Raw genomic sequence first — 24,513 nt, forward strand, 5'->3', positions numbered from 1 at the left:
AAATAGCGACCTATAAGCGATCGTTCAATTCTTTCGCTAATTCTTCAAAGCCTGGTTTACCAAGTAAAGCAAACATATTTTTCTTGTAAGCTTCCACACCTTCTTGGTCAAATGGATTTACGCCATTCAAGTATCCTGAAATCCCAACAGCGATTTCAAAGAAGTACATTACGTAACCTAATGAATAAGCATCCATTGCAGGAATTTTTACTACCATATTTGGCACGCCGCCATCTGTATGAGCAAGCAACGTTCCTTGGAACGCTTTTGTATTTACAAAGTCGATTTCTTTACCTTGCAAGTAGCCAAGTCCATCTAAATCCTCTTCTAATTCAGGAATTGAAACAACATGACGCGGTGTTTCAACTTTAACGACTGTCTCAAATAAGTTACGCATACCATCTTGTACATATTGACCCATTGAATGCAAGTCAGTAGAAAAGTCAGCTGCAGCTGGGAAAATACCTTTTTGATCTTTTCCTTCTGATTCACCGAATAATTGTTTCCACCATTCTGAGAAATAGTGCATTCCTGGTTCGTAGTTGATCAGCATTTCTGTTGTTTTACCTTTACGGTATAAGATATTTCTTAATGCCGCATATTGATATGCTTCATTTTTGCTTAAATCTGTCGTTGAAGCGTATTCTTTACGAGCATCATTTGCCCCATTCATCAAACTATCGATATCCGCTCCGCTAACAGCGATCGGTAACAAGCCTACTGGTGTCAATACAGTAAAACGTCCGCCAACATCATCAGGAATTACAAATGTTTCCCAACCTTCAGCATCCGCTTCAACTTTTACAGCACCTTTCGCGCGGTCAGTTGTTGCGTAGATACGCTTGTTTGCTTCTTCTTTACCATATTTTTTAACTAGTAATTCTTTGAATACTCTAAACGCAATAGCAGGTTCTGTCGTTGTACCAGATTTTGAGATCACGTTTACTGAGAAGTCACGATCACCAATAACATTGATCAAATCTGCTAGATAAGTTGAGCTGATACTATTTCCGGCGAAGAAAATTTGTGGTGCTTTTCTTTCATCTGCTGGTAATAAGTTGTTAAATGAATGATGTAAAAATTCAATTGCTGCTCTAGCACCTAAATAAGAACCACCGATCCCAATAACAACTAAAACCTCAGAATCAGACTGGATTTTTTCAGCCGCTTTTTTGATACGGGCAAATTCTTCTTTATCATAATTTTCCGGTAAATCGATCCAGCCAGTAAAATCACTGCCTGCTCCAGTTCCTTCTCGTAATGCTTTGTCTACTGCAGTCACTTGTGTCTGCATGTATTCCAATTCATGATCAGCGATAAATGGTGTCAAATTGGAATAATCAAATTGAATGTGTGACATTCCTTCTCCTCCTTGAATTTAAACTTACTACATTAACTACTTTACGTTCTTTTCCTGTATTTTTCAAGCAAATTATGACCGTCTGTACCAATTTTATGTTAATTCATTTAAAATAACGAAATTATCTCGTAACATAATGCCTTCATTCCAAGAAAAAAGAACGACCATGACCAAGCATTCGATCGTTCTTTCATCACTCTCGTTAACGTTTAGATTTTTTCTTAGACTAAACCTTGGCTCAGCATAGCCGTTGCAACTTTTTCAAAACCTGCAATGTTTGCACCTAAAACAAAGTTATCTTTAGCATCATATTTTGCTGCAGTGTCACGACAAGTCTCATAAATATTTTTCATGATAGCATCCAACATGCCGTCCACTTTTTCGAATGACCAAGATAAGCGCTCAGAGTTTTGGCTCATTTCAAGTGCAGAAACTGCTACACCACCAGCATTTGCTGCTTTACCAGGGCAGTATAAGACACCAGCTTCAGCTAAAACATCCACAGCTTCTAGCGTACAAGGCATGTTTGCCCCTTCTGCTACAACTTTACCGCCATTTTTAACTAAGCGTTTTGCTTGCTCTACATTGATTTCGTTTTGTGTTGCACATGGTAAAGCAATATCATACGCCACATCAAAATCCCACACAGATTGACCATCATAATAGACTGCCTCTTTATGTGTGTCAACATATTTAGAAATTCGTTCACGATTTTTTTCTTTCAATTCTTTGACAAGTTCCACATCGATGCCATTTGGATCGTAGACAAAACCAGTTGAATCAGAACAAGTGAGAACTGTCGCACCAAGTTCTTTAGCTTTTTCCATCGCATAGATCGATACATTTCCACTACCAGAAACAACAACTTTTTTCCCTTGGAAAGAATCATTTGCATCGTTCAATAGATGTTTCACAAAATAGACACAGCCGTAACCTGTAGCTTCCGTTCTAGCCTGACTACCCCAATAACCTAATGGCTTCCCAGTCAAAACACCCGCGTCATAATTTCTCAAACGTTTGTATTGTCCATATAAGTAGCCGATCTCTCTTGCTCCCACACCGATATCTCCTGCAGGCACATCTGTACTTGGACCGATATGTTTTTGTAACTCCGTCATAAAGCTTTGACAAAAACGCATGACCTCAGCATCTGATTTTCCTTTAGGATCAAAATCACTGCCACCTTTACCGCCGCCGATCGGTAATCCAGTTAAGCTATTTTTAAAAATTTGTTCAAATGCTAAAAATTTCATCACACTCAAATTTACACTAGGGTGAAAACGCAAGCCACCTTTATATGGACCGATCGCAGAATTATACTGCACACGATAACCACGGTTGACTTTCCAGTTGCCTTGATCATCTTGCCACGGTACTCTGAATTGTAAAATTCTTTCTGGCTCGATCAAGACCCCTAAAATATTGGCTTCAATGAATGCTGGGTTTTCTTTTAGAAATACCTCTACCGTTGGTAAAAATTCATCGACTGCTTGCAAGTATTCTACTTGTCCTCGATCATTTTCATGAATCTTTTTTTGAATCTCTTCCACATACTGTTTTGCTTCCATTTAATCACCCTCTCATAGTTATAATCCTATTTTAACCTAAATTCAGAAAATTTCCACAATTTTTTACTGTAAATTGCAAGAAAGTGAGAAAAAAGTTGAAAATTGTGTTAAACTACCATTGAATTGGAGGCAAATATATGAAACTTTTTGATGTTATTGTCGTTGGTGCCGGCACTAGTGGTATGATGGCTGCAATCGCCGCAGCTCAAGCAGGTAGTAAAGTCTTATTACTAGAAAAAAATAAACGTGTCGGAAAAAAATTATTGATGACTGGCGGCGGACGGTGTAATGTGACCAATAATCGACCAGCAGAAGAAATCATTTCCCACATTCCTGGAAATGGGAAATTTTTGTACAGTGCTTTCTCTCAATTCAATAACTATGATATTATGGCGTTCTTCGAATCAAACGGTACTCATTTAAAAGAGGAAGATCACGGAAGAATGTTCCCTGTCACTGACCGTTCAAAAACGATTGTAGAAACTCTTTTTAATCAGCTACAACAACTTGATGTCACTATTTATACAGAAGCAAAGGTTGAAAAACTTTTACATAAAGAGGGTCAAATGATCGGAGTTGCGTTAGCCGATCAAAAGCTATATGCGCCTTGTGTTATTCTAACAACTGGCGGAAGAACGTATCCTTCTACTGGTTCTACTGGAGATGGATACAAGCTAGCTAAAAAAGTAGGTCACACGATCACCACACTTTATGCAACTGAGTCCCCTATTGTCTCAAATGATTCATTTATTCAGAAAAAAACACTTCAAGGTCTATCTTTACAAGATGTTTCGCTTTCTGTCTTAAATCAAAAAAATAAAGTCATTGTTTCGCACCAAATGGATCTTCTTTTTACTCATTTTGGCATTTCTGGTCCTACAGCTTTGAGATGTTCTAGTTTTGTCAATCAAGAATTAGCTAAAAATCCCGAAGCTGCTGTCTCATTACGCTTAGATATTTTCCCGGAAAATACACAAGCTGAATTAAATAAGAGCGTCCAGTCGATGATGTCGGAGCAACCTGAAAAATCTTTTAAAAATGCGTTGAAAAATCTGATTCCTGAGCGTCTTTTGGATTATCTATTGACAGAGCTTGAGCTGACTGACACCACAGCAAAAAAAGTCTCTGAAACACAATTAGAACAGTTCACAAAAACCTTAAAGTCTTTTTCAATAACAGCAGAAAAAACTTTGCCTATCGAAAAGTCTTTTGTTACTGGAGGCGGAATTTCTTTAAAAGAGGTCCAACCTAAAACAATGGAAAGTAAACTGATCAATGGCTTATTCTTTGCAGGGGAATTATTGGATATCAATGGATACACTGGCGGTTATAATGTGACTGCAGCTTTTGTTACAGGACATGTTGCAGGAACTCATGCGGCTGAAATAGCCGAGTATACCTATCTTCCTTTAGAAGATATTTAACTTCTAAGACTTAAGAACGATAAAAGTGATAAAAAGAATCAGTCTTTTGATTGATTCTTTTTTATTTAAATCATGGGAAAATAGTTACAAGAGGTGATATGAATGAAAATTGTACTAAAAAGACAAACAACGTGGGGATGTGTTCGTCATTTCTCTGTGTATAAAAATGGCGATTACCAAGGGAAACTATTCAATAATTTTTCAACTGAATTAGAAGTTAATGAAGGAGATACGTTAGAGTTTAGAGAAGGTCTTTTTCGTTTTTCTCAAAAAATCAAAGTCACATCTGATACTAAAGAAGTAACTATCACAAATACAAACCAAATCCAGCAATTATTCGCTCTATTCATAACATTATTTTTGGCTATTTCATTGATTAGCCTTTCCATTGATTCTTTGAAAATTTTCTTTTTCGTTGAAATGATTTCTTTTGGAGTCTTGAGCCAATTGTTTCGTTACCGTTCTTATCGATTTAGCGTTGAACCAGAGCAACCCATTCGCTCTTTCTTGAAGAACACGATGACAACTAAAATTATTTAATTTAAATATAAATATAAGCAAAAAACTCCGATTATTTCATCGGAGTTTTTTAAGTCATTAATTACTTTTCATCAATTCAGTCACATAAGCAACTGTATCTGGTTGTTCTTTCTCGATTTTAGCGATCGATTCTGAGAAGTTTGGTAAATGATCTTTATGTGCGATCAATAGCTCATCTAAGAGTGTTTTAGCCATTGTGCCTCCAGGAACTAATGGATTCACTGTAAAGGCATGTAAAGCAGCTCCGTAATCTCCATCGATTGCAGCACGGATCACTGTTTCTTCCATTCCTTTCATATTTTGGATGATCCCTCTAGCTGCTGGCGGGAAAGCACCCCAATTATATGGTTCATGTCCATGAGAAGTTACTGGACCTGAAACTTCTACAACACAATCATATGGCAAATCAGTAATTGTACCATTGTTTTCTGTTGAAACGACCATGTCTGTACGTTTATCGTTATAGATCGAAGCAATCATTTCGCAAGCAGCATCACTGTAGTGTGTTCCGCCACGTTGCTCTAATTCTTTTGGCTTGTAATCTAGTTTTGGATCTTTGTATAATTCAAACAAGCGTGCTTCCGTTTCTTTTACGACTTGTGCTCTTGTTTCACCTTTTTCAAATTCTTCAACTGAATGTTTCAGCATCTCATCTTCGATGTAGTAATAACGGTGATAGCCACAAGGCAGCATACCTAAGTCTTTTAATTGTTCATAATGGAATGGTGCATCCCAAATATTTTTCAGATGACTTTCTTGTTCATTTTGCGGACCATAAATCAAATCGATCAATTCTTGAGTTCGCTCATTTCCTTCTTTATCCCATACACGGTGCCAGTGGAAATGATTGATTCCTGCAAACTTGAAGAATAAGTCTTCTTCTGGAACACCTAATTTTTCAGCAGCCTGTTTGCGGTGACCGATCGGTACATTACATAATCCAACCGTCTTTTTCCAGCCGCCATGTTTGATTGCAGCTTCAGTGACCATTCCAGCAGGATTTGTAAAGTTTACCAACCAAGCATTTGGACATAGTTCTTTCATATCTTCAATGATGCCTAAGATCACTGGAATTGTACGGAATGCTTTAAACATACCGCCTGCTCCATTTGTTTCTTGACCTAAAACACCATGGGATAAAGGAATTCTCTCATCTTTGATACGAGCATCCAATAAACCTACACGGAATTGTGTAGAAACAAAGTCGGCATCTTTCAAGGCTTCACGACGATCCAAAGTCAAATGAACTTCCCAGTCTAAGCCAGCCGCTTTGACCATACGTTTTGCCATCTCGCCAACGATTTCCAATTTTTCTTTTCCTGCTTCAATATCAACTAACCAAATTTCTTTGATCGGTAATTCATCTTTTCTTTTGATATATCCTTCGATCAACTCTGGTGTGTAGCTAGATCCTCCACCAATTGTAGCGATTTTCAATGCATCTCTTGTCATGTGTTTCCCTCCTGATTTTTTGTTCAGAATACGTTCTGACATCGTTTACATTTATAGGATAATCTGTGGGAATGTTCCCATGTCAAGGACTTTTTATAATTTTTTTATGGTATACTTATTTAGTAAGTGTCGAGGCAATTTTTCTCCTTACTCAATTTAAACTATGAGGTGTACACACATGACGACTATCATTGATGTAGCAAAACAAGCGAATGTATCAAAATCAACTGTTTCAAGGGTCATCTCCGGAAATGGCTATGTCAGTCAAGAAAGCAGAAAAAAAGTATTGGAAGCAATGGAAACGCTCGCATATTCTCCTAATCTAATTGCACGCAACCTTCAAAGTGGTGAAACCAAAACAATTGGTTTTTTAGCTCATGGTTCTTTTGGTCCTTTGGGTGTTTTTTTAGAAAGCTTTATTTCAATTGCAAAAACCTATAATTATTATGTCACTGTCTATTTCACTGATGGCGATAAGAAAAAAGAAATCGAAGCACTCAATCAAATGAAGTACAAGCAGCTTGACGGCGTATTTATCTTAACTAGAGCAAATGAATGGGATGTCATAGAATCTTATAGCATTTATGGCCCTATCGCAACCTGGCACCGAATAGATTCTGAATGGATCTATTCTTCTTATATCGATCATTATAAAGGCTATTATAAGTCATTAGAGTATCTTTTCGATCAAGGGTATCGTTCTATCGGCCATGTTTTAGGAAACGTAAAAAATCTAAATACCAAAGCTCGCTTAAAAGCGATCGATGATTTTCATGAGGAAAAGCAACTACCTATTAGAAAAAACTGGACCTTTCATGAAGAAAGCAACAGCAACAATGGACAGTCTATTGCTGATTTGTGGCATGAAATGATGGAAAAACCAACTGCAATGGCTTTTTATACTGACTTCGTAGCCGCTGGATTTATTTCAAGATTGCAAACATTAGGCTATTCTATCCCAGAAGACGTAGCAGTTATTGGATTTGATAACAGTGAAATCAGTGATTTAATGCATATTACGACGGTCGATTATTCTATCAATCATCAGGCTGAGAATTCTTTCATTTATTTATATAATCAATTAAATAAAACGCAGCTTCCTGAACGTGAAATTCACGTCAGGTTAGTCAAAAGAAATACAGTGCCAAAATATAAATCAGAAAAAAGCCTGAACTAAAACTAGTTTTAGTTCAGGCCTTTTTCGTTAAATTGATTTTTTCCCTAATCAGTTACTTTTTTTCGTTCATTTTTTAAAATAGAAATCGATTGTTTCAATGACTTCCATACACCACCGTCACTATATACTAATACATTTGATTTGTATAATTTAGCAGAAAATAGTGTCAATAATATACCGAAAACGACCAAGATCACAACAGAAATCACAGCGCCTGTCGTACTTACTGTCTCACTTGCTAAACGAATCGGCATAATAAACGATGAAATCAATGGGATATAAGAAGTAACTTTGATCACAATATTTTGCGGATCGGTCGGTCCCAATGAAATACCGATAAAGTACCCAATCATTGCGATATAGATAATTGGTTGAACTGCTTTTGCAGTATCTTCTGGCTTAGAAACCAATGAACCGCACAATGCGGCAAGAACTGAATAGACTAAGACACCTAAAACAAAAAATACTAACGTGAAGAATAAGAAGCTGCCAAAGATATTAGCGGATGAGATCCCATCTAAAAATGTTTTGACTATCTCTAAATTCTTTAACTGTGAATAACCAATTCCGATTGCCGCAGCATATATCACAATTTGCGTTAATGCAACCAAGATCACCCCAGTCAATTTGCCATAAAAGTGTGTTTGAGCTTTTGTACTGGACAAAATGACTTCCATGATCCGCGTGCCCTTTTCTGAAGCAATCTCCTGAGCAATGATCGATGCATAGGTGATGATAATTACCCACAAAATAATCGTTATGACAAATGATAAAGCAGATTGAATCGCTGTATTATCTTGACCGGTAGTCATCTTGCCATTTTCATCAAAACTAACTTTTGTTTTTTCGAAATTTGCGGGCTGACTTAGACTAGATACTTGTTCAGCAGTTAGATTCAGCTTACTTGCATTTAATGAAGATTGTAATCCATTGAGCATTTGGCTCATCATCAATTCTGTCGTTGTTCCTAAGGAAGATTCGACGTATAATTTTCCTTGAATCTGTCCTTCTTTTGTATCAAGTACAAGAAAAGCATCGATATCTTTCTTTTTCAATTGCTTCTCTGCATCTTTTTGTGATGTAACAACTTTAAATGTATATTCATCACTTTCAGACTTTGCAAGCTGTTCTGCCAATACTTGGTTATCTGACACAAGTCCAACTTTTGTATCCTCAGAAAAACCACCAGCAAGTGAACCAGCAATATAGATGATCCCCATTACTATAAACGGCACCAATATCATAATGACAAAAGAAACGGATTTCACATTCTTTTTATATACATCGCTTGCTATGATCCAAAATTTATTCATTTGGTTCACCTGCTTTCATTTTGAATATTTCTTCTAATGTTGGTGGCTGCTGATTGAACATTGGGATATACCCAAATTGAGTCGCACGTGCAAATATTTCTTCACCCGCTTTTGGATCTTCCAAGGTTACTTCGACCACTCCATCACCACGCTTGACCGCGGCTTTAACGCCATCGATTGCTAGGACATCCGCTGGTTCCAATGGTGATTCCAAGAAAACCTTAGTACGACCAAAGCTTTCACGAATGTCATGGACTTTCCCATTCAACACCATTTTTCCACTACGCAACATCACCAAATGGTCACAGATTTTCTCAACATTATCCATATTATGACTAGAGAAAATGACACAGGAACCTTTTTCCTTCAATGCAAGAATCCCATCCTTTAAAAGCTCAGCGTTCACAGGATCCAACCCACTAAAAGGTTCGTCTAAAATAACTAGTTTCGGCTCATGGATCAACGTTGCGATCAATTGAACTTTTTGTTGATTACCTTTGGAAAGTGATTTTACTTTATCTGTTTTCTTTCCTTTAACTTTGAATTTTTCCATCCATTCGTCGATCTTAGGTTCGATTTCTTTTTTTGTTTTTCCCCTCAATTCTGCAAAATAAATCAACTGATCTTGAATTGAGATCTTTGGATATAATCCTCTTTCTTCCGGCAGATAACCAATATCGTTATAGTCTTTCCCGCTTAACGAGTGACCATTCCACAGGACTGTTCCACTGTCTTGCGATAAAAAATCTAAAATCAAACGAAATGTTGTGGTCTTTCCCGCCCCATTTTGGCCGATCAATCCAAGGATTTTTCCGTCCGGAATTTCAAAAGAAATATCATCCACAGCTGTGTAGTCCCCAAATGTTTTGACTAAATTATTCACTTCTAACATTTTCATCCCCCTATTTTCATACTTGACTTATTTTGTAAATAACTAATTCACGTATCAATAAAATGTTTCACCTAAAATAAGACTAACCATGACGCCCAGAACAAAGCCAATTGCCCCTAGAAATAAAGAATCTCTCATTACCTTTTGTCGTTTCGCGAAACGTTCCGGATGATTATAGTATTTGGTCCTGTCTCGATAAAATACTAGAGAAAATATCACACTGATCACAACTCCTGGTGGCAGTGCAACAAAAAGCATACCCACAAACATAAGAGCTACTCGAAATGCTAAATTAGAAAGGATCAGATTATTCGACTCCTTTGTATGTAGAAGTATTCCTAAAAGAATGAGTCCTATAGGAAAATAGATCCAATAACTCCGCAGCATCCAAAGCCATTCTTTCTTCATTCGCTGCCAATAACTCTCTGGATCTGAGTATATAGTCGGTGTATCAAGATCAGCTTTAAAATAAAAATATTTATTTTTGTAATTTGCTATATTCTCCCAGCCTGCCTGCTCATAAATCACCAAATATTCAGACAATTCTTCTTTTGACCCTTCAAAAAAATCAACAGAAAAATTCTTCTGTTCTGGTTCTCCCTTTTCAAAAACCAAAAATCCCAACCGATTCATTTTTCTAAAAAGCCAGCCATCCTCAGCCATCATTTTTAAAATCTGCATCTCTTTCTCAGGATAAAATGCTACACCTCTAGAAAAAATGTATTTTTTTCCCCTAACCATCTTCATTCAATCTCCTTTTTTTGCTAACAGACGACTTCCAGCTTGATACAGAAGTTTCCGTCGTTCTACATCTTGCTCTAAGATGATTCGTCCCTTATCAGTGATCAAATAAATCTTTTTCCGATCACTACTTTCCTCTAATGAAATATATTTGCTTGTTTGCAATTTTTTTAAGATAGTGTACATGCTTGCTGGACCAATCGTAACTTGACCATTCGTTAAAAGATTTACTTCTTTCATTATAGCATAGCCATGCTGTGGTTTTAATAATGCTAACAGAATCAAATAGGTAGAGTCTGTCAATGTTTCTTCCATGATGCTCCGCCCCTTTATATCGTCAAGCGATATATCATATACTGATATAGTATCGTTTGTTGTTTCTGCTGTCAATTGTTTTTTTATTCATAATTTCCTCTTTGATCATAAAAAGAGAGAGCGGAACAAAACTAAAAATCAGTTTTGTTCCGCTCTCTGAATCCGAAAATTAGTGTTTAAGAAGTAATCTTGTTCCCTTTCACTAATTAGTCACTTCTCTTCTTTTTCATGTAAATGGTCATAGACATTTTTAGCCACATTTTTTGGCAGTCCAGAAGCATTTAATTCTTCGATACTTGCTGCAGTAATATTTTTTAAAGATTTGAATTGCTTTAAAAGTTCTTTTTTTCGTTTGGGACCTAGACCTTCAACTCCGTCTAAACGTGAAGCAAAACTATTCTTACTTCGCAATTGACGATGGAACGTGATCGCAAATCGATGGACCTCATCTTGAATTCGCTGTAGTAAAAAGAATTCTTGAGAATTTCTTTCTAAAGAAACGATCTCTAGTTCAGGACCGAAAAGTAACTCACTTGTCTTATGCTTATCATTTTTAGCCAATCCAGCGATCGGGATATCCAAACCAAGCTGATTATCTAGGACTTCTCTTGCCGCATCTACCTGACCTTTCCCACCATCGATGACGATCAGGTCAGGGAATGGCAATCCTTCTTTTAGAACACGGGAATATCTGCGATAGATAACTTCTCGCATGGATGCATAGTCATCTGGTCCCTTTACCGTTTTGATCTTGTATTTTCGATATTCTTTTTTATCAGGACGGCCGTCGACAAAAACGACCATCGCAGAAACCGGATCAGTTCCCATAATATTCGAGTTATCAAACGCTTCGATTCGTACAGGAGCTGGAATATTCATTGCATTGCCTAACTTTTCAACTGCTCCGATCGTCCGCTCTTGTTTGCGGACGATCAAATCAAATTTTTCCTGTAATGCGACTGTAGCATTTTTCCCAGCAAGTTTTACCAGTTTTTTCTTCTCTCCTCGTTGGGGCTGCAGCACTTTTGTTGAAAGCATCGCTTCAACACTTTCAATATCGATATTGTCCGGGATCAACACTTCTTTTGGAATAAAATGTTCATTTTCTTGATAAAACTGTCCGATAAACGTCAAAAAGTCTTCCTCTTCTTCGTTATAGAATGGAAAAATCGAAACATCTCGTTCAATCAACTTTCCTTGACGAACAAAAAAGACTTGCACACACATCCAGCCTTTGTCCACTGAATAGCCAAAAACATCACGATCGACTAGATCTGCATTGGTCATTTTCTGACGGGTCATTACAGTCTCGATCGCTTTGATCTGGTCGCGGTATTCTGCTGCTTTTTCAAATTCCATATTTTCAGCAGCAGCAGCCATTTTCTGTTGAAGCTCCTCTTGAATTGCAGGATGTCCGCCATTCAAGAAGCTCTTGATCTCCCCCACCATTTCTTTATATGTTGATTTAGGGATGTCAAATACACAAGGAGCCAAGCATTGCCCCATATGATAATATAAACAAACTTCCTTTGGAAGTACACGGCATTTTCTTAAAGGAAATAAGCGATCAAGCAATCGTTTCGTTTCATTTGCTGCGCCAACATCCGGATAGGGACCAAAATAAAGAGCCTTATCTTTTACAACCTTACGTGTGATCAATAGACGCGGATAATCTTCATTCGTGATTTTGATAAAAGGGTAACTTTTATCATCTTTCAACATAATATTATACTTAGGATCATTCTTATGAATCAAATTGATTTCCAATAAGAGTGCTTCGATATTTGATTCGGTGACAATATATTCAAAGTCTTCGATTTCACTGACAAGTCGTTCTGTTTTTGTATCATGACTGCCAGTAAAATAAGAGCGAACACGATTTTTTAATACTTTTGCTTTCCCGACATAAATAATGGTACCATTTTTGTCTTTCATCAAATAACAGCCTGGCTGATCAGGAAGCAATGCTAATTTATTCTTGATTCTTTCGTTCATAGTACTTCCTTTCTCTTTCTTTGATAAAGTTTATTATACCATTTTCTCGACTGTTAGACAGAAAAAAGGTGAGTCAGACAAAACTTTCCGTCTTATCTCATTCACCAAAAACGCTCATTCAAAAAAGCTGAGACGAAAAAATCATTCGTCTCAACCTTTTGCTTTTTATAAATATTTTTCGATCAATGTACGTAATTGTTCTTTTGAATGGACACCAACTGCTTTTTCTACAACTTCGCCATCTTTTTTCAAAAGAAGCGTTGGAATACTCATGATACCAAATGAAGCTGGTGTTTCCGGATTTTCATCCACATCCATTTTTGCGATTTTCAGTTCGCTTTCATCATATTCTTCACTTAGTTGTTCTAAAATTGGTGCCTGCATCCGACAAGGTCCACACCATGTTGCCCAAAAGTCGATCAATACAAGACCGCTATCTGTTTCTGCTGCAAATTCTTTATCTGTAATTACTTGTGTCATTTGATTTACCTCCTACTTTTACTTCTATTGTGATTATAGCACTTGTTCCTTTATCCGACTAGTTTTCTGCTTACTAAAGGTAAGTACACTATTTGAATTTAACAATTGTTGCCCCATTACCGCCCTGATTCCCCGGTGCAAATTCGAATCCGCTCACGCTGCGGTGATTTTTAAGATATTCGGTGATTCCTGTCCGTAATGCCCCAGTCCCTTTTCCATGAACGATCGTGACTTGCGGATAGCCGGCTAAAATTGCTGCATCCAAATATTGATCTACTTCTGCCAAAGCTTCTTCATAGCGTTTTCCTCGTAGATCCAACTGATTCGGTACATGACTACTTTGGCTTGAGCGCACAGCAGTTACCCGCTGTTTTGGTTCTTTCTCAGGTGCTACCGGTGTCATGTCGTTTTCATTCACAGCCATTTTCAAAATACCAAGCTGTACTTGCCATTCTTGCGAGCCGGTTTTGCGAATCAAGGTTCCTCGTTGGCCATACGTATTGACGATGACCTCATCACCCGTTTTTAGCTGTTTCTGTTCTTTTGCTTTTTTCAATACTTTATTTTTTTCTAAGCGTGTTTCTTCTTGATGGAGTTGAGAAAGCTTCGACTTCGCATCAATCAGTTGATGTTCTTTGATACCGCCTTGATTGCCGCTGGTCAACTGCATTTTACGAATATCTGAAATAATGGCTTCTGCTTGTTCTTGTGCCTCAGAAACTAGCTCATTGGCTTTCTTACGTGCTTTAGCCATCTCTTTCTCACGTTCATCAAAGAAGTAGCCGTAAGCATCTTTCAATTCTTTATATAGACGCTCTGATTCATCCACATAGTGACGAACTTCCAAGTATTCTGTTTCAGCCATCTTGCGACGATTTTCTAAGTCAGCGATCATTTCATTTAAATCCTGACTTTCTCCATCCATAATATGCTTGGCTTCATCGATGATTGCTTGATCTAGACCTAAACGTTTAGAAATTTCGAACGCATTACTTCTTCCTGGAACCCCAATCAGCAAACGATACGTTGGACTCAAAGTATCTACATCAAATTCCATGCTGGCATTGATCGTACCTGCACGATTATAGCCGTAAACTTTCAATTCAGGATAATGAGTTGTCGCCATGACATACGCACTCTTACTGCCTAATGCGTCTAAAATCGAAATAGCCAATGCAGCACCTTCCTGCGGATCGGTACCAGCACCCAGCTCGTCAAAGAGAACTAAACTATGACTGTCCACTTTCTCTAAAACACTGACGATATTCGTCATGTGGGAAGAAAACGTACTTAAACTTTGCTCGATCGATTGTTCATCACCGATATCTGCAAAGACTTCGTCAAAAATTCCCATACGACTTTCTTCGCCTACTGGGATCGGCAAGCCTGATTGTCCCATCAACTGCAGCAGTCCTAAGGTTTTCAATGTGATCGTCTTTCCTCCGGTATTTGGTCCAGTGATGACAATTGCCTGATAATCCTCACCAATCATAATATCATTCGGTACAGCTTTTTCCTGATTTAATAAAGGATGTCTTGCCTGCTTGAAATAAATATGGTTTTCTTCGCTGATTTCGGGAACAACTGCCTTGAGTTCCTTACCAAAACGAGCCTTTGCATTGGCAAAATCAAATTTGCCGATCACATAAGCATTGTGCAGAATATCATTACGATGAGGAACTAACTCAGCTGATAGTTCTGATAAGATCCGCTCGATTTCATTTCGTTCCGCAATTTGATGCTGACGTAAGCGGTTATTGAGTTCCACGATTTGTTTTGGTTCGATAAATAAGGTTTGTCCAGAAGAACTTTGATCGTGGACAACACCGCCAAATACACTTTTATATTCTTGTTTCACTGGAATAACGTAGCGTTCGTTTCTCATTGTAACGATCGCATCACTTAAATATTTCGCATTTTTTCCTCTTACAATACCATCTAATTGCTCACGGATCGTTTGCTCACTTTTACGAATATTATTACGGATGCCCTTCAATTCTGGGGAGGCGTCATCCGTAATGCGTCCATCTTCATCGATGGACTCTTTTAAACGGCGACTTAGTTCAGGTAATACAACTAATTGCTCTGTCCATGAATAAAGACGTAACAAGTCGATTTCACTATCCTGTAGATCATTGAAAAAACGAATGATCTCAGATGTCGTAGATAGTACTCGACCGATTTGTGCTAATTCCAAGCCATTCAAATCGGCACCGATCTCGATTCGTTTCATATGCGGACGAATATTTTCCAGCTTGGGAATAGGTATTCCACCGCGTAATCGCTGTATTTTTAGGCTATCTTCGGTTTCTTCCAACCATGATTGGATCGTCAGCTCATCATTGACAGGAACTAAATGCTCAACTTCTTCCATCCCTTGTGCTGTAACAATGTATTGGGCAAGCATTTGTTTGACTTTATCAAAACCTAAAGTTGTTAAAATACGGGTATTCATTGATTCTCACCTTCTATTCTTTTTTACTGTGTAACGTGAATTAGGCAAACAGTAACTGATTCAGCATTGAAACAAGTTATGTTTACCTTCATTCTCTAGCTATCCAGATGTTCTCTTTATTTTCTATTTAATCATTTGCTCGACCCATAAATCGTAGATTTGCTTGGAAAATATCGGTGTATCTTTAACGATAAATTGTGCAAGTCCACTATTTTTGAATTGATTTTGAACGGCATCGACAGGAAGCATCGAAACGGTATACAGTACTAAAAAGACCCCGACATACACTACAATAAAATTCAATAGTCCTCCTGCCAATCCATTTGCTTGTTTTAATACTGGTAAAAAAGTCAACCCATGAGCAAAAATCGCTAAAAAGCGAACCACTAACCAGCCTGCTGTCATAATCAGTAAGAATGCAACAGCACCATAAAATGCCTGATCTAAATCCAACGTCAGTTTTTGGTTGAAAAAAAGCAATTTCGTTTCTTCCGTTGGCGAAGGATAAGGGACATACAATTCTAAATGAGAAGCTAAGCTTTTATAATTTGATTTTGCGATAAGATACGTACAAAGATAACCGAATGTATACAAAATCTGCAAAACCAATCCACGTCTGGAACCAGTATAATATCCAATCGCTAGTATTACTAAAATGAGTAATGTTAACATCCTGTCATCCTTTCAGACTATTGCTCTGTACTTTTGTTTTGAATTTGTTGTTTTCGGTTTTCGTTGAGTATTTGTTGGGCTTCCATGTGATTATGGATCTCAACACCTTCTTGACCGTTCTTCTTCAAAACATCTCGTGCCTCTTCTTCGATTGCTTCGATCCGTTTGATTCGATTTTCCAATTCAGCTAAACGGATTGTTTGTTTTTTGTATTCTGCCACTTCTTTTTCTAAATTGATCGTTTTCTCTTGTTTTTTTAATTGATCAGAAATTGCATTGATCGCAAGTAACACGGATGCTTGCTCATTATCTGTCTGTGGTGAGATGTGCTTGATTTCAGCTAACTGCTCATTCACTAGTTTTGTGACTAAATCCATATGTTGTTTGCTTTCTTGCCCGATTATTGTATACGTATGATCAGCAATCACTGCTTTATATCTTGTTTTTTCTTTGACCATGATCGTGTTCCCTCCTGTAATGATCCATCAACTGCTATTGTACCATGAAAATCATTCGATTGTATTCTTAAATAAACCCTTTTTTATTATATGCTACTAAACAGAAAAATTAAAGGTCTAGGCGCATTATTACGTTTTTCATTAGATTTTTTTCGTTAAACGACTTCTTACTAGGAAATTTTGTCTAATTTTCATACAATAGCAAGAGAAAAGTTATTTATATTAGTTTAATAACTGTTCTGTTTATACGAAAGGAAGAAATAATCATGAAAATTTTTATTTACGGGATTGGAAAAAAGGAACAGCCTGTTGCAGAAAAATGGGCCAAAGAGCATAACGTTGAGATTGCATTTACGGATCAAGAATTGAACACCCAAACAGTTATTTTAGCAAAGGGATATGATGCAATCTCATTTCAACAAATGGCCGCTGTGCATGATGAAAAAATCTATCAAGTCATGGCAGAAAATAATATTCGTTTACTTTCTACACGTTCTGCAGGGATTGACGGATTAAATAAAGATTTTCTAAAAAAATATCAGATCGCTGCATGCAACGTGCCAGTATATAGTCCGCGAGCAATTGCAGAGCATGCCTTAACTTTGACAATGATGCTGCTGCGTCAAATTCCAAGACTTCTACAAAGAGAGCAGCAACAAGATTTTACATTGGACGGTTTGATTGGGAGAGAAATTCACGATCTGACAGTCGGTGTAGTCGGAACCGGTCATATCGGTTTAGTTACCGCAGAATTATTCACTGCCTTAGGTGCAACTGTCATTGCTTATGATAAAAACCCTAAAGATGATGTTGGTTCTGTTTTGACTTACCGCAGCTCTTTAGAAGCAGTTGCTCAAGAAGCAGACATTCTGACACTCCACACTCCCTATATTCCAGAGAATCATCATTTGATCAATGCGGCTTTATTGAAGCAAATGAAACCTGATGCTCTTTTGATCAATACAGCTAGAGGACCTCTAGTTGATACTTCTGCATTGATCCAAGCACTTAAAAATGGACAAATTGCTGGTGCTGGTTTAGATACTTTAGAAGACGAAATGATGTTCGTCAACAAAACAAAAGCTGAACAAGAAAAGCAAAATCCTTATATTGAAGAATTACTGGCATTAGACAATGTTGTTGTTAGTCCGCACATTGCTTTTTATACATTACAAGCCTCAAAAATTTTGATGGAAAGCTCTTTAAACAGCTTATTTACTCTATATACAACTGGTTCTAGCGATGCTTTGATCTAATTATAAGACGGTTAAAAAGGATCTGGGAAATATCCCAGATCCTTTTAAGTAGAATTCCCTAGAAACCTAGTTCCATTGTTTAAAGCATATCAAACAAGGATAACTGATTTTCATCAGGCAAATCTTTCAACACGCCATTTTCATTCATATATTCTATCAATGTTTTAGAGACTTTTCCTCGTGTTGCTAAGTCTTCTTTTGATAAAAACGGTTCAGACCTTGCTTCTACGATAGAGCGAGCCACGTTGAGACCCAAACTTGGAACTGCCCTAAATGGGGCAATCAAGGTATCTCCATCGATGACAAAATTTTCAGCATCTGACTTATACAGATCGATCATCCCAAATTTAAATCCGCGCTCTAACATTTCATTCGCTAATTCTAAAACAGTCAATAAATTCTTCTCTTTTGTAGAGGCTTCCAGTCCTTTATCCTGAATCTCTTTCATTCGAGCTTTGACTGCTTCTTTACCTTGAGACATTGCCACCAAATCAAAGTCATCTGCACGAACAGAGAAATAAGCACAGTAGTAAAGAATAGGAAAATACACTTTAAAATACGCTACCCGCAAAGCCATCAATACGTATGCTGCCGCATGGGCTTTCGGGAACATGTACTTGATTTTTGAACAAGAATCGATGTACCAATCGGGTACATTATTTTCCTTCATTGCTTTCAAGTATTCTTCACGCAGCTCATCAGGAATCTTATTCCATAAACCTTTACGTACCGTTTCCATGATTTTGAAGGCCATCCCACTGTCCAGTCCTGCATGGATCAAATAAACCATGATATCGTCACGACAACCAATTACTTCTGCCAGGTTCGCTTCTCCACGTTTGATCAATTCCTCCGCATTTCCCAGCCAAACATCTGTACCATGAGATAGACCAGAAATTTGTAATAGCTCTGCAAAAGTCGACGGGTGTGTTTCTTCCAACATTCCTCGTACAAATCTTGTCCCAAATTCCGGAATCCCTAACGTACCCGTTTTAGAATAGATCTGTTCCGGAGTAACACCTAAAACTTCTGGTCCTGCAAAAATCCGCATCATTTCCGAATCGTCTGTCGGTATCGTTTTCGGATCGATTCCGGATAAATCCTGTAACATCCGAATGACTGTTGGATCATCGTGTCCTAGTATATCAAGTTTCAAAATATTATCGTGGATCGAGTGAAAGTCGAAGTGAGTCGTTTTCCATTCCGCATTTTGATCATCCGCAGGAAATTGAATCGGTGTAAAGTCATAGACATCCATATAATCCGGAATAACAATGATTCCGCCCGGATGCTGTCCTGTCGTCCGTTTCACCCCAGTTGAACCTTTTGCTAAACGATCCACTTCGGCTCCTCTGAAATGAAGATTGTGATCACGCTCATAGCCCTTAACGAAACCGTAAGCCGTTTTGTCTGCAACGGTACCAATCGTTCCGGCACGATACACATATTCCTCACCAAACAGCACCTTCGTATAGTTATGAGCTTCAGCCTGATAATCACCTGAAAAGTTCAAATCGATATCGGGTACTTTATCTCCGTGGAAACCTAAGAATGTTTCAAAAGGAATATCATGACCATCTTTAAACAAACGCTGCCCACAGTTCGGACAATTTTTCTCCGGCATATCGAACCCGGAACCATAAGAACCATCTTCAAAGAATTCAGAATATTGACAGTTCGTGCAGTGATAATGAGGTGCTAATGGGTTAACTTCTGTGATCCCAGTCATCGTCGCGACAAAACTCGACCCCACTGACCCACGGGAACCAACCAAATAGCCATCTTCCATACTCTTGTGCACTAACTTTTGCGAAATCAAATAAATAACTGAGAAGCCATTTCCGATGATACTATCCAATTCCTTTTTCAATCGTTTTTCAACAATATCCGGTAGTGGATCGCCATATAATTCTTTGGCACGTGTATAGCTCAAGTTTCTGATCTCATCTTCAGAACCTGGAATCTTAGGTGTATACAAATCATCCTTAACAGGAGTGATTTCATCACACATATCTGCAATCATATTAGGATTTTCTACAACCAGCTTATGAGCTGTTTCTTCTCCTAAAAATTGGAAAGCCGTCAGCATTTCATCCGTTGTTCTAAAATGAACATCCGGCAAACTATGGCGATTCAGAGGATTTGCTCCCCCCATCGAACCAATCAAAATTTTACGATAAATACTATCTTCTTCATTCAAATAATGGACATTCCCCGTTGCAACAACCGGTTTATCCAATTCGTCACCGATCTTGACTAAATTCGCAATGATTTCTTCCAAGTCAGCTTCACTTTTGACTAATTCCTGTTCAAGTAAAGGCGCATAGACAGCTTTGGGCATCACTTCGATATAATCATAAAATTTTGCCCGATTTTTAGCCTCTTCTACCCCTTTTTGCATCATCGCTTCGAAAATTTCACCACTCGAACAAGCCGAACCAATGATCAAGCCTTCACGTAATTTATTCAGCTGAGAACGAGGAATCCGCGGAATTCTGAAAAAGTAATTCACATTAGACATTGAAATCAGCTTAAAGAGATTTTTTAAACCAGCCTGTGTTGTTGCTAAAATCGTTGCATGGAAAGGACGTGCTCGTTTATACGAATCGCCTTCTCCAATATGCATATTCAGTTCATCATGATAATTCATGCCATGATTTTCTTTCGCATCTTTTAAGAAGATCCAGCATAAGTGACCCGTTGATTCAGAGTCATAGATCGCCCGGTGATGCTGCTCTAGATTGACACCGAATTTTTTAGACAAGGTATTTAAACGGTGACTTTTGAAGGTTGGGTGCAAATATCGAGATAATTCCAATGTATCGATGACTGGATTTTCAGCCTCTGGTATGTCATATTTACCGTAACTCGTATTTAAAAATCCCATATCAAACGAAGCATTGTGGGCAACTAAAATCGTGCCTTCTGAAAATTCTCTAAAAAGACGTAATACTTCTTCTTCTGATTTTGACCCACGAACCATTTCATCCGTAATACCCGTTAAATTGATGGTCGTCTGAGACAAAGGATGTCCCGGATCGATAAATTGTTCGAATGTATCAATGATATTTCCTTTGTGCATTTTGACCGCAGCCAATTCAATGATCGTATCATAAACTGCTGATAGTCCAGTCGTTTCCACGTCAAACACAACATAAGTAGCTTCACTTAATTCAATGTGCGCTTCATTATAGGCGATCGGCACCCCATCATCCACAACATTTGCTTCGACACCGTACAAAATTTTTACGCCCGCTTTTTTACCAGCACTGTGAGCATCCGGGAAAGCTTGAGCACCACCATGATCGGTGATCGCGATGGCCTTATGTCCCCATTTACCTGCTTGAGCGACTAAATCACCTACATTATTCGTTGCGTCCATCGTACTCATGTTGCTGTGTAAATGAAGTTCTACCCGCTTATCTCCTTCTGGTGCATAGTCTTTACGTGGTGCATGTTTGACTTCCATCAAATCCTGACAGTTCATGACTAGATCCCGCATAAAGGTATCTTCTTGAATGCTGCCTCGAACTCGAACCCAACTATTTTTCTGGATCGCATCAAAGACTTGTTCATCCTTTTCACCATTCGAGAACTTTTTAACAATAAAAGAAGAGGTATAGTCTGTGATTTTTAAAATCAAGATTTTTCGTTTTGAACGCAATTCACGTACTTCTTTATCAAAAATAAAGCCCTCGATCGTAATACGGCGTTCTTCTTCTAAAATGTTGCCCATCGGCATAATTGGTTCATCATTTGGAATATTTCTACCCAAACGAATAGGACCTTCCAACGCTGGACCTTGTTGTTGCTGTTGTTTTTTCTTTTGTTCATGCTTGATCAACGACTCTGCTGCCTGCTGTTGAAAAGCTGCGTCTTGTTCTTGTTTTCGTTCCTCAAATAAGGCTAAAACACGCTTCGCCTGTTGTTCATCCATTTTAGGTTCAATATGGAATTTAGGAAAGCCATAGTCAAGAAATAGATCTTCGATAATCGGCAAATATTGTTGTTTTAGATAGGGAATGACTGCATCATTATCAACAGGTAAAATAATTTTTTTATTTTCAATGATCGGTGTTTGACTCTTGATCACACGCTGCACTAAAGGAGTATCACACTGGCTGTTCAGTAACGCTACTTGCCAGTAGTCTGTTAACTGATCTGCGGTAAACTCGGTCTTTTCAGTCGTGATTTTCACTGAAACACCTGCAATTTGTTGAAATGCTAATTGTAATTGCTGCATAAATGATTGATACAGCATTACTGGTAAAATTTCTGAAAAGCCTAAATGAAATTCCCAATGACGGCTTTGCTGGTGAACAATTACCTTATTGATTTTTCCTTGTTGGATCAACGGATGTTGCCGTTCTTGTTCGCTTAATTGAATCTGATCGATCAACTTTTCAAATAAGTTTTGTGCTTTTTCTGCCACCAAACGAACCTCCTTTAATTTAAAAACGAAACAAACTCGGCTCTTTTCTCTTGTAAGAGTCTTGCCAAGTTAAACATATCTTCTCGAATTTTATTGATCTGAGCAAAAATCCGCCAGAAACATTTGATAAGAAAGAGGCCCTTAGACATTTCTGCCAAGTGCCTCGCCACAGTTTAGTATACTATTTTTCAAAGTGAAATACAATTGCTAGAAAAGACATAACGTCTATGAAACCATATAAAAACTGATTTCATAGACGTTTAAATTATTCTTTTTCTGGATTAAGCAAGATAGTCAAAGTACTTTCAAGTTCTTCCTTACGTACTTCTACCATTTCACCTGTTCGTTTGATCTTCACTTCAACAACACCATCGACCGCTTTTTTCCCAACAGTGATTCGGATCGGACAACCAATCAAATCAGCATCAGCAAATTTCACTCCTGCACGTTCATTGCGGTCATCCACAAGAACTTCATAGCCAGAAGCAGACATCATTTCTTCCACTTCTTGAGCCAGTTTCGATTGGTATTCATCTTTGACATTCATTTGAACGACATGCAAGTCAAATGGTGAAATTCCAGTTGGCCAATTAATACCATTTTCATCGATATTTTGTTCAACGATCGCTGATAACAGTCGGCTGACGCCAATACCATAACAACCCATGATCACAGGTTTTTCACGACCATTTTCATCTAAGACCGTTGCGCCCATCGACTCACTGTAACGTGTGCCTAATTTGAAGATATGACCTATTTCAATCCCCTTTGTAAATTCTAATAGTCCATTTCCATCAGGTGAAGGGTCCCCTTCCTGAACAAAGCGTAAATCTTCATAACTGATCGGTGTAAAATCACGCCCTGGATTCACATTAGTTAGATGGTAGCCAGTTTCATTTGCTCCAGCAATTGCATTGGCTAAATCCTGAACATGTCGATCAGCGTATAACTTAACTTCTTCAGATAACTCAACTGGTCCAACTGAACCAAAATCAGCACCTAAATATTTACGCGCATCTTCCTCTGTTGCTTCATCTAAGAAATCAACGCCTAAGAAGTTTTTCAATTTGACGTCATTGACTTCATGGTCACCACGAACTAAAACTAACACAGGTTCTTCATCAGCCATGAATAGAACTGACTTGATTATTTTTTGCGCTTCAACATTGAAAAATGCTGCAACTTCTTCGATCGAAGAGACGTTTGGTGTTGCCGTTTTCTCAATTTCTAATTGTGTCTCATGCGATTTTTTTGGTGTATAAAGGCTAGTTGCCATTTCTAAGTTTGCCGCGTAATCACCTTCAGTTGAAAAACAAATCGTATCTTCACCGATGTCAGATATGGCCATAAACTCTTTTGAATCTTTTCCGCCCATTGCACCACCGTCACCGATGATCGCCCGGAAATTCAGACCACAGCGCTCAAAAATAGCTGAGTAAGCTTTCTCATAATCACGGTAAGATTGATCCAAGCTTTCTTCGCTTGAATGGAATGAATAGCCATCCTTCATAATAAATTCACGGCCTCTCAATAGACCGAAACGTGGACGTTTTTCATCACGATATTTTGTTTGGATTTGATACAGATTCAATGGTAAACGTTTATATGAATTGATTTCGTTACGGATCAGCTCAGTAAATGTTTCTTCATGTGTAGGACCAAGAATCAAGTCACGATCATTACGATCCTTTAATCGATACAAGTTGGGACCGTAAGTTTCATAACGACCAGATTCTTTCCATAATTCAGCTGGTAGTAATGCCGGCATCAACATTTCGACTGCATCGATCTTATCAAATTCTTCACGCATGATTTTCTTCAATTTTTCGAGGACACGATTAGCTAAAGGCAGATAAGAATAAATTCCTGCTGATACTTGGCGGATATAGCCCGCTCTAAGCAGCATTTGATGACTTAACACTTCAGCATCATTTGGTACCTCTCGTAATGTTGGGATTAGCATTTTTGACTGTTTCATCAGAA

Annotated in this window: 18 protein-coding genes; 4 read left to right on the top strand and 14 right to left on the bottom strand. The window is 38.0% G+C overall.

Annotation, left to right across the window (positions count from 1 at the left end):
- Positions 1–10: 10 nt before the first annotated feature.
- Both A5889_RS01830 and gdhA read right to left on the bottom strand, forming a co-directional pair.
- Complete coding sequence (locus A5889_RS01830) at positions 11–1,360, bottom strand: glucose-6-phosphate isomerase (RefSeq protein ID WP_087640174.1); 1,350 nt, start codon at positions 1,358–1,360, stop codon at positions 11–13.
- Between the two features lie 221 nt (positions 1,361–1,581).
- Positions 1,582–2,928 (bottom strand): NADP-specific glutamate dehydrogenase, encoded by a 1,347-nt coding sequence (gdhA, locus tag A5889_RS01835; protein ID WP_087640175.1) that lies wholly within the window; start codon positions 2,926–2,928, stop codon positions 1,582–1,584.
- A gap of 137 nt (positions 2,929–3,065) precedes the next feature.
- On the opposite strand from gdhA, the gene A5889_RS01840 reads away from it, so the two are divergent.
- Positions 3,066–4,352: an NAD(P)/FAD-dependent oxidoreductase gene (locus A5889_RS01840; RefSeq protein WP_087640176.1), complete on the top strand. Its 1,287-nt coding sequence runs from the start codon at positions 3,066–3,068 to the stop codon at positions 4,350–4,352.
- 102 nt (positions 4,353–4,454) lie between these two features.
- A complete protein-coding gene (locus tag A5889_RS01845) occupies positions 4,455–4,892 on the top strand; it encodes a hypothetical protein (RefSeq protein ID WP_087640177.1) in 438 nt (145 codons plus the stop codon).
- Between the two features lie 57 nt (positions 4,893–4,949).
- Here the strand turns inward: A5889_RS01845 and A5889_RS01850 are convergent, their stop codons facing one another.
- Entirely contained in the window at positions 4,950–6,344 is a 1,395-nt protein-coding gene (locus tag A5889_RS01850; RefSeq protein WP_087640178.1) for a 6-phospho-beta-glucosidase, read from the bottom strand.
- Positions 6,345–6,522: 178 nt separating this feature from the next.
- Between A5889_RS01850 and A5889_RS01855 the strand changes: the two genes are divergently transcribed.
- Entirely contained in the window at positions 6,523–7,521 is a 999-nt protein-coding gene (locus tag A5889_RS01855; RefSeq protein WP_087640179.1) for a LacI family DNA-binding transcriptional regulator, read from the top strand.
- Between the two features lie 44 nt (positions 7,522–7,565).
- Here A5889_RS01855 and A5889_RS01860 read toward each other — a convergent pair whose 3' ends face one another.
- The 9 genes from A5889_RS01860 to zapA all read right to left on the bottom strand — a co-directional run bounded on the left by A5889_RS01860 (position 7,566) and on the right by zapA (position 16,842).
- Complete coding sequence (locus A5889_RS01860) at positions 7,566–8,834, bottom strand: ABC transporter permease (protein ID WP_207114544.1); 1,269 nt, start codon at positions 8,832–8,834, stop codon at positions 7,566–7,568.
- Positions 8,827–9,726, bottom strand: coding sequence for an ABC transporter ATP-binding protein (locus A5889_RS01865; protein ID WP_087640181.1), 900 nt, complete (start codon positions 9,724–9,726; stop codon positions 8,827–8,829). Before A5889_RS01865 ends, A5889_RS01860 begins: the two co-directional genes overlap by 8 nt.
- Before the next feature lie 54 nt (positions 9,727–9,780).
- Complete coding sequence (locus A5889_RS01870) at positions 9,781–10,473, bottom strand: DUF2812 domain-containing protein (RefSeq protein WP_087640182.1); 693 nt, start codon at positions 10,471–10,473, stop codon at positions 9,781–9,783.
- Positions 10,474–10,782 carry a PadR family transcriptional regulator gene (locus A5889_RS01875; RefSeq protein WP_087640183.1) on the bottom strand — a complete coding sequence of 103 codons (309 nt, stop codon included), beginning with the start codon at positions 10,780–10,782 and terminating at the stop codon, positions 10,474–10,476.
- Between the two features lie 210 nt (positions 10,783–10,992).
- Positions 10,993–12,777 (bottom strand): excinuclease ABC subunit UvrC, encoded by a 1,785-nt coding sequence (gene uvrC, locus A5889_RS01880; RefSeq protein WP_087640184.1) that lies wholly within the window; start codon positions 12,775–12,777, stop codon positions 10,993–10,995.
- A gap of 165 nt (positions 12,778–12,942) precedes the next feature.
- Complete coding sequence (gene trxA, locus A5889_RS01885; RefSeq protein ID WP_087640185.1) at positions 12,943–13,257, bottom strand: thioredoxin; 315 nt, start codon at positions 13,255–13,257, stop codon at positions 12,943–12,945.
- 88 nt (positions 13,258–13,345) lie between these two features.
- Positions 13,346–15,712: an endonuclease MutS2 gene (locus A5889_RS01890; RefSeq protein ID WP_087640186.1), complete on the bottom strand. Its 2,367-nt coding sequence runs from the start codon at positions 15,710–15,712 to the stop codon at positions 13,346–13,348.
- Between the two features lie 123 nt (positions 15,713–15,835).
- The gene (locus A5889_RS01895) at positions 15,836–16,384 is read right to left on the bottom strand and encodes a CvpA family protein (protein ID WP_087640187.1); all 549 of its coding nucleotides are present in this window, start codon (positions 16,382–16,384) and stop codon (positions 15,836–15,838) included.
- A 17-nt stretch (positions 16,385–16,401) separates the two neighbouring features.
- Positions 16,402–16,842 (bottom strand): cell division protein ZapA, encoded by a 441-nt coding sequence (gene zapA, locus A5889_RS01900; protein WP_162288321.1) that lies wholly within the window; start codon positions 16,840–16,842, stop codon positions 16,402–16,404.
- A 266-nt stretch (positions 16,843–17,108) separates the two neighbouring features.
- On the opposite strand from zapA, the gene A5889_RS01905 reads away from it, so the two are divergent.
- Complete coding sequence (locus A5889_RS01905) at positions 17,109–18,098, top strand: D-2-hydroxyacid dehydrogenase (RefSeq protein ID WP_087640189.1); 990 nt, start codon at positions 17,109–17,111, stop codon at positions 18,096–18,098.
- A 79-nt stretch (positions 18,099–18,177) separates the two neighbouring features.
- On the opposite strand, the gene A5889_RS01910 is transcribed toward A5889_RS01905, so the two are convergent.
- Together A5889_RS01910 and A5889_RS01915 are read right to left on the bottom strand one after the other, a co-directional pair.
- On the bottom strand, positions 18,178–22,530 hold the full coding sequence (locus A5889_RS01910) for a PolC-type DNA polymerase III (RefSeq protein WP_087640190.1): 4,353 nt from the start codon (positions 22,528–22,530) through the stop codon (positions 18,178–18,180).
- Positions 22,531–22,795: 265 nt separating this feature from the next.
- Positions 22,796–24,508, bottom strand: a complete 1,713-nt coding sequence (locus A5889_RS01915) for a proline--tRNA ligase (RefSeq protein ID WP_087640191.1) — start codon at positions 24,506–24,508, stop codon at positions 22,796–22,798.
- Between the last annotated feature and the right edge of the window lie 5 nt (positions 24,509–24,513).

It is taken from the genome of Enterococcus sp. 9D6_DIV0238, assembly GCF_002174455.2.
In the GTDB taxonomy this organism is placed as follows: Bacteria; Bacillota; Bacilli; order Lactobacillales; family Enterococcaceae; genus Enterococcus_L; species Enterococcus_L dunnyi.

Coding starts and splice junctions, on each gene's coding strand:
- A5889_RS01830 (WP_087640174.1), bottom strand. CDS start 1,360: ATGTCACACATTCAATTTGATTATTCCAATTTGACACCATTTATCGCT.
- gdhA (WP_087640175.1), bottom strand. CDS start 2,928: ATGGAAGCAAAACAGTATGTGGAAGAGATTCAAAAAAAGATTCATGAA.
- A5889_RS01840 (WP_087640176.1), top strand. CDS start 3,066: ATGAAACTTTTTGATGTTATTGTCGTTGGTGCCGGCACTAGTGGTATG.
- A5889_RS01845 (WP_087640177.1), top strand. CDS start 4,455: ATGAAAATTGTACTAAAAAGACAAACAACGTGGGGATGTGTTCGTCAT.
- A5889_RS01850 (WP_087640178.1), bottom strand. CDS start 6,344: ATGACAAGAGATGCATTGAAAATCGCTACAATTGGTGGAGGATCTAGC.
- A5889_RS01855 (WP_087640179.1), top strand. CDS start 6,523: ATGACGACTATCATTGATGTAGCAAAACAAGCGAATGTATCAAAATCA.
- A5889_RS01860 (WP_207114544.1), bottom strand. CDS start 8,834: ATGAATAAATTTTGGATCATAGCAAGCGATGTATATAAAAAGAATGTG.
- A5889_RS01865 (WP_087640181.1), bottom strand. CDS start 9,726: ATGTTAGAAGTGAATAATTTAGTCAAAACATTTGGGGACTACACAGCT.
- A5889_RS01870 (WP_087640182.1), bottom strand. CDS start 10,473: ATGAAGATGGTTAGGGGAAAAAAATACATTTTTTCTAGAGGTGTAGCA.
- A5889_RS01875 (WP_087640183.1), bottom strand. CDS start 10,782: ATGGAAGAAACATTGACAGACTCTACCTATTTGATTCTGTTAGCATTA.
- uvrC (WP_087640184.1), bottom strand. CDS start 12,777: ATGAACGAAAGAATCAAGAATAAATTAGCATTGCTTCCTGATCAGCCA.
- trxA (WP_087640185.1), bottom strand. CDS start 13,257: ATGACACAAGTAATTACAGATAAAGAATTTGCAGCAGAAACAGATAGC.
- A5889_RS01890 (WP_087640186.1), bottom strand. CDS start 15,712: ATGAATACCCGTATTTTAACAACTTTAGGTTTTGATAAAGTCAAACAA.
- A5889_RS01895 (WP_087640187.1), bottom strand. CDS start 16,384: ATGTTAACATTACTCATTTTAGTAATACTAGCGATTGGATATTATACT.
- zapA (WP_162288321.1), bottom strand. CDS start 16,842: ATGGTCAAAGAAAAAACAAGATATAAAGCAGTGATTGCTGATCATACG.
- A5889_RS01905 (WP_087640189.1), top strand. CDS start 17,109: ATGAAAATTTTTATTTACGGGATTGGAAAAAAGGAACAGCCTGTTGCA.
- A5889_RS01915 (WP_087640191.1), bottom strand. CDS start 24,508: ATGAAACAGTCAAAAATGCTAATCCCAACATTACGAGAGGTACCAAAT.